This window comes from Enterobacter sp. Ap-1006 (assembly GCF_011752835.1).
GTDB lineage: Bacteria > Pseudomonadota > Gammaproteobacteria > Enterobacterales > Enterobacteriaceae > Cedecea.
Genome location: NZ_VWWU01000001.1, coordinates 175,534 through 185,849 on the forward strand (window position 1 = coordinate 175,534; position 10,316 = coordinate 185,849).

At 51.9% G+C, this 10,316-nt stretch carries 10 protein-coding genes; 4 read left to right on the top strand and 6 right to left on the bottom strand.

All coding sequences use genetic code 11. The annotated features are described in order from the left end of the window. Positions 1–43: 43 nt before the first annotated feature. From F3J28_RS00825 to ykgO, 3 genes are all read left to right on the top strand, one after another. Positions 44–1,948, top strand: a complete 1,905-nt coding sequence (locus F3J28_RS00825) for a methyl-accepting chemotaxis protein (protein ID WP_166871829.1) — start codon at positions 44–46, stop codon at positions 1,946–1,948. 124 nt (positions 1,949–2,072) lie between these two features. Continuing rightward, entirely contained in the window at positions 2,073–2,333 is a 261-nt protein-coding gene (locus tag F3J28_RS00830; RefSeq protein WP_008460319.1) for a type B 50S ribosomal protein L31, read from the top strand. Between the two features lie 3 nt (positions 2,334–2,336). Beyond that, entirely contained in the window at positions 2,337–2,477 is a 141-nt protein-coding gene (gene ykgO / locus F3J28_RS00835; protein WP_003859006.1) for a type B 50S ribosomal protein L36, read from the top strand. A gap of 3 nt (positions 2,478–2,480) precedes the next feature. Here the strand turns inward: ykgO and F3J28_RS00840 are convergent, their stop codons facing one another. The 6 genes from F3J28_RS00840 to F3J28_RS00865 all read right to left on the bottom strand — a co-directional run bounded on the left by F3J28_RS00840 (position 2,481) and on the right by F3J28_RS00865 (position 9,437). Next, positions 2,481–2,957 (bottom strand): YlaC family protein, encoded by a 477-nt coding sequence (locus F3J28_RS00840; protein WP_008460303.1) that lies wholly within the window; start codon positions 2,955–2,957, stop codon positions 2,481–2,483. A 125-nt stretch (positions 2,958–3,082) separates the two neighbouring features. Continuing rightward, positions 3,083–3,634 carry a maltose O-acetyltransferase gene (maa, locus tag F3J28_RS00845; protein WP_008460300.1) on the bottom strand — a complete coding sequence of 184 codons (552 nt, stop codon included), beginning with the start codon at positions 3,632–3,634 and terminating at the stop codon, positions 3,083–3,085. 250 nt (positions 3,635–3,884) lie between these two features. Further along, positions 3,885–4,100: a hemolysin expression-modulating protein Hha gene (gene hha / locus F3J28_RS00850; RefSeq protein ID WP_008460299.1), complete on the bottom strand. Its 216-nt coding sequence runs from the start codon at positions 4,098–4,100 to the stop codon at positions 3,885–3,887. A gap of 27 nt (positions 4,101–4,127) precedes the next feature. Continuing rightward, positions 4,128–4,502: an Hha toxicity modulator TomB gene (gene tomB / locus F3J28_RS00855; RefSeq protein WP_008460297.1), complete on the bottom strand. Its 375-nt coding sequence runs from the start codon at positions 4,500–4,502 to the stop codon at positions 4,128–4,130. A 563-nt stretch (positions 4,503–5,065) separates the two neighbouring features. Then, entirely contained in the window at positions 5,066–8,215 is a 3,150-nt protein-coding gene (gene acrB / locus F3J28_RS00860; RefSeq protein ID WP_166871832.1) for a multidrug efflux RND transporter permease subunit AcrB, read from the bottom strand. 22 nt (positions 8,216–8,237) lie between these two features. Next, positions 8,238–9,437 (bottom strand): efflux RND transporter periplasmic adaptor subunit, encoded by a 1,200-nt coding sequence (locus F3J28_RS00865; protein ID WP_166871834.1) that lies wholly within the window; start codon positions 9,435–9,437, stop codon positions 8,238–8,240. A 143-nt stretch (positions 9,438–9,580) separates the two neighbouring features. On the opposite strand from F3J28_RS00865, the gene acrR reads away from it, so the two are divergent. Next, on the top strand, positions 9,581–10,219 hold the full coding sequence (acrR, locus tag F3J28_RS00870; RefSeq protein ID WP_008460292.1) for a multidrug efflux transporter transcriptional repressor AcrR: 639 nt from the start codon (positions 9,581–9,583) through the stop codon (positions 10,217–10,219). Positions 10,220–10,316 lie beyond the last annotated feature (97 nt).

Sequence of the window (10,316 nt, forward strand, 5' to 3'; positions counted from 1 at the left end):
AGGTTGCTAAGCGTTTCGCTTTCTACCCCCAGGTATCTTCATCATGCTAAAAACTACACAATCCCGATTTATTACCTCTTTATGTTTGTTTTTCATGTTGTTAATTGCGGTCACTTCGCTGGTGATTCACTTTTTTGTGACGCCGCAGCTGAAGCGCAACGAAACCCAGCTGATTCGCTTCGAAGTGGATAACGTGGCGGTCAATATTACCGAGCAGATGAACCGGGTACAGGCGCAGATGCGCAGCATTACCCAGTCCGTGGCTGCGATGCAAAGCGATGATATCAATAAGTTATTACCGACGCTGGTGGATCAGTACCAGGATGTGAATGTGTTTGGCGGCGGCATCTGGCCTCTGCCGGAAAAACGCGAGGCGGGGCGCAATAAGTTCAGCACTTTCTTTGCCCGCAACGGCAGCAATAAACTTGAAGAAAACACCTACTGGAACTCGGATGCCGCGCCTAACTACTACGAGCAGGTGTGGTACAAAGCCGGGCTGGCTTCTCCGGCAGGGCAATGTGCTTGGGCAAACGCCTACCAGGATGACGCCAGCCCGCAGCCGCGAACTAACTGCGCCATGGCGATTACCAAAGAGGGGCAGCCGTGGGGTGTGGCAACCATCGACGTGACGCTGGGCTTCTTTAATCAGTTGGCCAAACAGATGAGCGAGGCGGTGAAAGGCCAGGTGCTGATCATCGAAGCCGACGGGAAGGTCGTCGGCAACGCGGATCAGATTGGCAAAACGGCGAGCTTAAAAAATCTTTCTGAGCTGAGCGGCTCGCTGCCAATGGCGAAAGCGGTTCAGGGAATGTTGCCCGGTTTCAATGCCAGCCAGAGCGGTGAGAATGAATACGATAACGACGGCACTTCGCACACCGTTATTTTACAGACGGTAAAAGGCAGCCCGTGGATTCTGGCGGTTGACCTGCCAACTGCGCTGCTGACCAAACAAACGGACGCGATTCTGCTGCGCCTTGGCATGGTGCAGATCCCGATGGCGATCGTTTTGCTCGGGATCCTGGTGCTGTTTGTTCGCAATATGATGCGCCGCCTGGGCGATCTTAACCACAACATCAGCCGCCTGTCTGCCGGTGGTGCTGACCTGACGCAGCGCCTTGAGCCCACCAGCAGCCCGGAATTTAACGCCATTATCGACAGTTTTAACGGCGTGATTAGTTACCTGCAAACCATGCTGCGGCAGGTTGGGGATAGCGCCAGGGCCATTTCTTCGGCCTCTCATCAGATTGCGACGGGCAACCAGGATCTGTCCGCCCGCACCGAAGATCAGGCCAGTTCGATTGAGCAAACGGCGGCCTCGATGGAGGAGCTGACCAGCACCGTTCGCCAGAATGCCGACAACGCCGCCCACGCCAACGAGCTGGCGCGCGAAGCGTCCAGCGTGGCGGTGAAAGGGGGAGAAGTGGTGAAGCAGGTCGTCAGCACGATGAATGCTATTCAGACTTCTTCCGGCAAAGTGGTGGATATTATCAGCGTGATTGACAGCATCGCTTTCCAGACCAATATCCTGGCGCTCAACGCCGCTGTTGAGGCCGCCCGAGCCGGTGAGCAGGGCAGAGGTTTTGCGGTTGTGGCTTCTGAGGTTCGCAGCCTGGCTCAGCGCTCTGCGCAATCGGCACGGGAAATTAAAGCGCTGATCGAAAATTCGGTGAGCAATGTGAATCTGGGGACTGAGCTGGTTAATCAGGCTGGCAGCACCATGGAAGAGCTGACTCAGGGCGTGCGTAACGTGACGACGCTGATGGCCGAAATTATGTCTTCCAGCCGCGAGCAAAGCACCGGCATTGAGCAGGTGAATCTGGCGATTAATCAGCTGGATAGCACCACGCAGCAGAACGCCGTGCTGGTCCAGGAAGTCTCTTCCGCCTCGCATTCGATGGCGGAACAATCCATTCAGCTTGAGCGTGTCGTCGCCGGATTTAAACTCTAATCACAGCGGGCACCCAGGCGGTGCCCGTTTCTTTTTGCCCTACCTCCCCGTTGAAACCCCGCTTGCAATTTGCCCAATCATCTTTTATTTTGTTGTTACGTTATAACATATCGGAATGATTTTTATGCAGCGCGATATCCATCCGTTTTACCGGACCGTGGTGTTTCACGACACCAGCGTAAATGAATATTTTAAAGTGGGCTCGACGATCAAAACCGACCGCGAGATTGAGCTGGACGGGGTGACTTACCCCTACGTGACGATCGAAGTCTCTTCTGCTTCACATCCTCATTACACCGGCAAACAGAAAGTCTTCGTCAATGAAGGCGGCCCGGCGCGCTTCCAGCAGCGTTTTGGCAAGTTCTTTGGCGGGAAGGAGTCTTAAGAAATGCAGGTATTGAATTCACTTCGCAGTGCAAAACAGCGCCACCCCGATTGCCAGATTGTGAAGCGTAAGGGGCGGCTGTATGTGATTTGCAAATCTAATCCGCGTTTTAAAGCGGTGCAGGGACGGAAGAAACGTCGCTAGCGGTTATCGCTCACCCGCAGGTTGCTGGCGGGTGAGTGAGAAGACATCATAAAACGACAGTTCCCCTTTGCGGTTGAGCATTTTGTGCAACAAAGATTTTTGCTCTTCATCCACGCCTGGGGAGTTAAGAATTTCATCGATCAGCGCCGTGGGCACGTTGCGGGTGTTGTACCATTCGCCGTTATAGCAAACGCGCAGGTCGAGAACGTCAATATCGCTGTAGCGGTAGCGAGGGTTGACGTCAAAGAAGAAAAACGCGTTCATCAGCGCGAACAGCACGACCAGCAGCCATACTGAGCCCGCCAGGGTTTCTGATTCCAGCATTACCCACATTGTGGCAAACCAGCCGATATACATGCCGATAAATAATCCGGGATGCTTGCGGATAAAACTGATACTGAAGCGCGGGCGGTTATCGCGCTTTTCAGTTTCATTCAGATGTTCAATGGTATTGGTAAGCAGGCGCTGAATTTCTGACATGGTGTGCCTTCTAAGTTCTCTGTTTCGGTTGTACGCGTGGCCAGACTATTTTAAGAACCAGGGGCCAGGCAAAAAAGTAACAGATAAGCCAAAAATAACCATAACAGTTAACAAGCCTGACCGACTTAAAGCGTCTTAATGATACGGGCCGGGTTACCCACCACAACGCAGTTGGCTGGAATATCTCTGGTCACTACCGAGCCTGAACCCACCACCACATTATCACCAATGGTGACGCCCGGATTAATAACCGCGCGTCCGCCAATCCAGACGTTATTGCCAATTGTCACCGGCTTGCCAAGTTCGACGCCGCTATTTCGTGTTTCTGCATCCAGGGGATGGGTCGCGGTATAAATATGAACGCCAGGTGCCAGCATACAGTTGTCACCAATGCGAATAGGACAAGGGTCCAGCATGACGCATTCAAAATTGGCGTAGAAGTTTTTACCCAGGTAGATGTTGTAGCCATAGTCGCAGCGGAAAGTGGGTTCGATGTAAGCCCCCTCGCTCTGGCCAAGCAGCTCGGCGAGGATCTCATCGCGGTACGCCTGTTCGTCGGGCGAACTTTGGTTGTAGCGATGCAGCAGTTGGCGTGCTTTGTGGCTCTCCAGCTGCAGGGTTTCGTCTCCAGGCCGGTACAGCTCTCCGGCAATCATTTTACGCTTTTCTTCACTCATCACGGGTTCCCTCTTCAGTGGCCTGCAAGGCTACCTGAATTTCGGAAGAAAAGAGTGGGTATCGTTCCCTGAGCGTGACGGACCTCACGTCGCAAACTGCGGCGCGGAAGGTTAGCGTTGAGGAGTGCTGGCGGTATTTCGCTGGCTGGTTAACGGGCGTTAATCCAAACCTGTGTAACATCGACTGAGACAAACCAGACAATAACAGAAGATAAAATGTGATTTTAAATATTATTTAATAAGACAACTATTAACGAATAAATTTCCACACTGAAGGTGGGATTTTATCATACAGTTTATTCATCGTCAGTTCTGCAAGACGGTGGTCGGCTGCTGAATAAAATACCGCCAGTTCGTTATCTGATAATTCATATTTATTTTTTTCTATTACGCGTTCCAGCGTATCAATTGTCTGACAACGCCGCAGGCGCATCAAATAATCGGTCTTAGTGAGCTTGGTAGTCATAAATTCGCCTTAAGTATTTTAATATTTTTAGAACGAGTGGCTTACTGGGTTAGCGCGACTCTCACTGATGAAACATCTGAACAAGCGATTCCCTGATTTACGCCACCGCTGCAAGTCCTGTGCGTTAATGCCGTAATTGCTAAATAACATGAAAGTATCGTCCAGGTATTCATCAATCTGTTCAATCAATTTGCTCTCATCTGGATACTTAATCTTATAATTAAGCGCCGATGCTGCAATGTGCTCAATCAATTCATTCAACTGCAGATTAATGGCCGACGTAGGGTCATTAACCCACCCATGATTGCTCTCACCAAGATTGGTCAGACAATCGTGATACAGACTCTCACAGAGGAACTTAAGCTGCGCGATGTCGTGCCGCTTTGGTGAGTATTCGTCCATAGTGCTGCCCCTTTTATCGGTAAACCAAATGATAAACACAACGGGTTGGGGTGGACACACCTGATGAGGTGAAGAACTGTTGCCACGATTATTACATGTGCTGTAACTATAAATCAATATTGCCTGGATTTCATGCGGCTCTAACGAAAAATTACAATTAAGTTAAAAAGGAGGATACGTTACTAAATGTGAATTAAAACTTTAGTATGAATTTTAACTTAAATTCTCAGGCAGTCATTAACTCATAATCGGTAATATTTATAACTTTCAGCTGGTTAATCCATCTATAAGACTATTCTGTATCCGGCTAAAAATCAGGCGTTAATTTGTAAGAATATTCCCAAATAAATGTAACACTTCGGTTTTTGTTGTTTCGTTAATCATGGATAAACGAGCATTTAAGCGTTATTTTTTCCGAAATGAGGCGGCATTTATGTTGAAGATAATGCGGAAGAGAGAAGTGAATGTGGAAATAAGAAATCTGAATTAACAATACTGAAACCGGTTTCTGCATTCATAAAAAAGGCCGCATTACGCGGCCTTTTGTTATGTGATTGAACGGCTTACTGGTGATGCTCTACCGCATGCGCATGTTCAATATCTTCACTCTTGCGGCTAAAGCGGCGGCGTACCACCACGAAGAACACCGGCACGAAGAAGATAGCCAGCACGGTCGCGGTCACCATACCGCCCATTACACCGGTACCTACGGCGTTCTGCGCGCCACTGCCCGCACCGGTACTGATAACCAGCGGCATTACCCCGAGGATAAACGCCAGAGAAGTCATCAGAATCGGACGCAGACGCATACGCACGGCTTCCAGCGTCGCTTCAATCAGACCTTTGCCTTCTTTCTCCATCAGATCTTTGGCGAATTCAACGATAAGTATCGCGTTCTTCGCCGACAGGCCAATGGTTGTTAGCAGGCCAACCTGGAAGTAAACGTCGTTGGTGAGGCCACGCATCGTTGCCGCCAGCAGGGCACCGAATACGCCAAGCGGAACAACCAGCATGACCGAGAACGGAATTGACCAGCTCTCATACAGCGCCGCCAGACACAGGAACACCACAATCAGCGAGATGGCGTACAGGGCAGGGGCCTGGTTGCCGGACAGGCGTTCCTGGTAGGACATGCCCGTCCAGTCAAAGCCAATGCCGGTTGGCAATTTCGACGCAAGCTGTTCCATCATGTCCATTGCTTCACCGGTACTTTTACCCGGTGCTGCCTGGCCAAGAATTTCCATGGACGGCAAGCCATTGTAACGTTCCAGACGCGGTGAGCCGTATTCCCAGCGTGAGGTAGAGAACGCGGAGAACGGTACCATCTGGCCGGAAGAGCCACGCACGTACCAGTTACCGATGTCGCTTGGCAGCATACGGTATGGCGCTTCTGCCATGACGTACACTTTCTTCACGCGGCCACGGTCGATGAAGTCATTGACGTAGCTGCCGCCCCAGGCTGCGCCCAGCGTGGTATTGATATCGCTAATGGATACCCCCAGCGCCTGTGCTTTTTCCTGATCGATATCGATTTTGAATTGCGGTGTATCTTCCAGACCGTTCGGACGCACGCCAACCAGCAGGTCAGGGTGCTGGGCAATCATGCCGAACAGCTGGTTACGAGCCTGAGTGAGCTGCTCGTGGCCAAGGTTTGCCTGGTCAATCAGCTGGAAGTCAAAGCCGGTTGCGGTACCCAGCTCGACAATCGCCGGCAGGTTAAAGGCAAAGACCATTGCATCTTTAATCTGCGAGAAGGTGCCCATCGCACGGCCTGCAATTGCCGGAACTTTGTTCTCTTCTCCAGAGCGCTCACTCCAGTCTTTAAGCGACACGAACGCCAGACCGGTGTTCTGACCACGACCGGAGAAGCCGAAGCCGTTAACGGTAAACACTGAGTTAACGTTGGCTTTCTCTTTCGTCAGGAAGTAATCCGTGACTTCATCCAGCACTTTCTGCGTACGTTCCTGGGTTGCCCCCGCAGGCAGCTGCGCCATGGCTAACAGCACGCCCTGGTCTTCATCCGGCAAGAACGAGCTTGGCAGACGAACAAACAGAACTGCCATGCCGACAACAATCAGCAAATACACCACCAGATAGCGGCCGGTGCTGCGCAGAATGTTACCGACACTGTCGGTGTAGTGGTGCGTGCTCTTGTCGAACATTCTGTTGAACCAGCCGAAGAACCCTTTCTTGTCATCGTGATGACCTTTCGGGATTGGCTTAAGCATGGTTGCACAGAGTGCAGGAGTCAGGATCATCGCGACCAGTACCGACAGCACCATCGCCGAAACGATAGTAATCGAGAACTGACGATAGATGGCACCGGTAGAGCCGCCGAAGAAGGCCATTGGGACAAACACTGCAGACAGTACCATCGCGATACCGACCAGTGCGCCCTGAATCTGACCCATGGATTTACGCGTGGCTTCCTTCGGTGGCAGTCCATCTTCCACCATCACGCGCTCGACGTTCTCAACCACAACGATGGCGTCATCCACCAACAGGCCTATCGCCAGCACCATGCCGAACATCGTCAGGGTGTTTATCGAGTAGCCAAAGGCGGCAAGGATAGCGAACGTGCCCAGCAGTACCACCGGTACCGCAATGGTTGGAATCAGCGTTGCCCGGAAGTTCTGCAGGAACAGATACATAACCAGGAACACCAGCACGATAGCTTCGACCAGCGTTTTTACTACTTCGTTAATGGAGATTTTAACGAACGGCGTGGTGTCGTACGGGTATACAACTTTCAGGCCTGCCGGGAAGTAAGGCTGAAGTTTTTCTACCGTGGCGCGTACCGCTTCGGCGGTATCCAGGGCGTTAGCACCTGTTGCCAGTTTTACACCCAGACCGGCAGCAGGCTGGCCGTTATAGCGAGCGATAACGTCATAGCTTTCGCCGCCCAGCTCAACTTTTGCCACGTCTTTCAGCAGTACGCGAGATCCATCCTGATTCACTTTCATCAGGATTTTGCTGAACTCTTCTGCTGATTTCAGACGGGTTTGCGCAATGATGGAGGCGTTCAACTGCTGACCTTTGACCGGCGGCGTTCCGCCGAGCTGGCCCGCTGCTACCTGGGCGTTTTGTGCCTTGATAGCGTTGATCACATCCACCGGCGTCAGCTGGTAGTTGTTCAGTTTGTTCGGATCCATCCAGATACGCATCGCGTACTGAGCACCAAACAGCTGAACGTCACCGACACCGTGGGTACGGCTGACCGGGTCTTTAATGGTTGCGCCAACGTAGTCCGCAATATCCTGCTGGTTCATAGAACCGTCGGTGCTGATCATACCCAGTACCATCAGGAAGCTGCTTGAGGACTTCTCAACGCTAACCCCTTGCTGCTGTACTTCCTGCGGCAGCAGCGGCATAGCCAATTGCAGTTTGTTCTGCACCTGAACCTGTGCGATATCGGCATCGGTGCCGGAATCGAAGGTGATGGTGATTTGAACGGTACCAGAGGAATCACTGGTAGAGGACATGTATAACAGGCCATCGATACCGTTCATATTCTGTTCGATAACCTGGGTTACTGAATCCTGTACCGTTTTCGCATCTGCACCCGGGTAGTTAGCTGAGATCTGAATTGCCGGTGGCGCGATCGTAGGATACTGCGCGATAGGCAATTTCATGATCGCAAGCGCACCCGCCAACATAATAATGATGGCGATTACCCAGGCAAAGATGGGGCGATCGATAAAAAACTTAGACATGTCTTAACGGCTCCTGTTTAAGTTAAGACTTCGGTTGTTCTGACTGCGCGCCTGCGGCGGGTTGCTGTTGGCCTTTATTGTCTTCCGCAACTTCCTGCGCTTTTACCTGAACACCCGGTTTTACTTTCTGTAGGCCGGTAACAATCACGCGATCGCCTGTTTGTAACCCATCGGTAACCAGCCATTTGTCGCCAATCGCCTGGCTGGTTTGCAGCTGGCGAACTTCAACTTTGTCATCCTTCCCAACAACCATCGCTGAAGCATCACCGCGTGGAGTACGAGTTACCCCCTGCTGCGGAACCAGGATGGCATTCGGGTTAACGCCTTCTTCCAGTTTGGCGCGAACAAACATTCCTGGCAGCAGGGTTTTGTCCGGGTTAGGGAAGATAGCGCGCAGGGTGATAGACCCGGTGGTCTGGTCAACGGTCACTTCAGAGAATTCCAGCGAGCCTTCCTGAGGGTAGGCAACGCCGTTGTTCATCGTCAGCTGGACTTTCGCTTTACCGTTTTCCTGTTTCAGTTTGCCGTCGGCCAGCTCCTGCTTCAGGCGCAGGAAGTCATCGCTGGATTGGGTCACATCCACATAAATCGGGTCAAGCTGCTGGACGGTGGCGAGGGCAGTGGTTTGCCCGCTGGTAACCAGCGCACCTTCGGTGACCGCGGATTTCCCGATGCGGCCGCTGATAGGCGAAGTGACTTTGGTGTAGGCCAGGTTGATACGAGCAGTTTCCACCGCGGCTTTTGCTGCGACGACGTCAGCGTTTGCCTGCTGTGCGGTTGCCGCAGCCGTATCGTAGTCAGACTGGCTGATGTACTTGGTGCCCAGCAGTTTCTGGTAACGTTTGACGGTCAGCTGTGCAAGATTCGCGCTGGACTGGGCTTTCGCCAGGTCGCCTTTCGCGCTGTCGTAGGCAGCCTGATAGGTGGCAGGATCGATCTGATACAGCGAAACACCGGCCTGAATGTCGCTCCCTTCAGTGAAGTTACGCTTCAGAATAATGCCGCTAACCTGAGGACGAACTTCTGCGATGCGGAAGGCGTTGGTGCGTCCTGGAAGCTCAGTAGTAATCTGCAATGGCGCGCTCTTCAGAGTCACTACACCCACTTCCGGGGCGTGCGGCGCACTCTGCTGAGTCTCTTTCTCGTTACATCCTGTAAGCGCTAAGCTGCCTGAGAGCATCAGAACGGCCGCCAGAGGCGTAAACCCTCTGTTTTTGTTCATATGTAAACCTCGAGTGTCCGATTTCAAAGTTGTTCAATGGATCAAATGTCCACAAACCCATTGCTGTGTTTATATTATCGTCGTGCTATGGTACATACGTTCACAAATGTATGTAAATCTGACTAAAGTAAATTCACTCACTTATGGCACGAAAAACTAAAGCTCAGGCGCTTGAAACCCGCCAGCACATCCTCGACGTTGCGATTCGCCTGTTTTCACAACAGGGCGTCTCTGCGACTTCGCTCGCGGATATCGCGCAGGCTGCCGGGGTAACACGTGGTGCAATTTACTGGCATTTCAAAAATAAGTCGGAATTGTTTAGTGAGATCTGGGAGCTAACCGAATCCAGTATTGGTGACTTAGAGATTGAGTATCGGGCAAAATATCCAGACGATCCACTCTCGGTGATAAGAGAATTACTCATTTATATCCTACAGGCAACGGTGACAGAAGAGCGCCGGCGCCTGATGACCGAAATCATTTTCCACAAGTGTGAGTTTGTCGGCGAACTTGAGGTTTTGCAGCAGGCCAGACGCACGCTTTATATGGAAGGAAATGAGCGTATCGAAGCCGCTTTACAGCGCTGTATCGACGCCGGGAAACTCCCTGCAGGCCTGCGCCTTTCCCTCGCCGTCACGCTGATGCGCAGCTACATTACCGGGCTGATTGAGAACTGGCTAGTGGCTCCGGAAACCTTTGATTTACATGCTAAAGCGCCAGACTTTGTCGCCGTCCTGCTGGAGATGTTCCAGCTTAGCCCCACGCTGAACAAACCGGCGTAACTTTCGGCTACCATTCACCCGATAAATCATTTGAGATTCCTCCGAGGGCGATTGCTATTCTGCGCCCTGAAGCCGTGTTATTCTGCGCGTCTTCCGT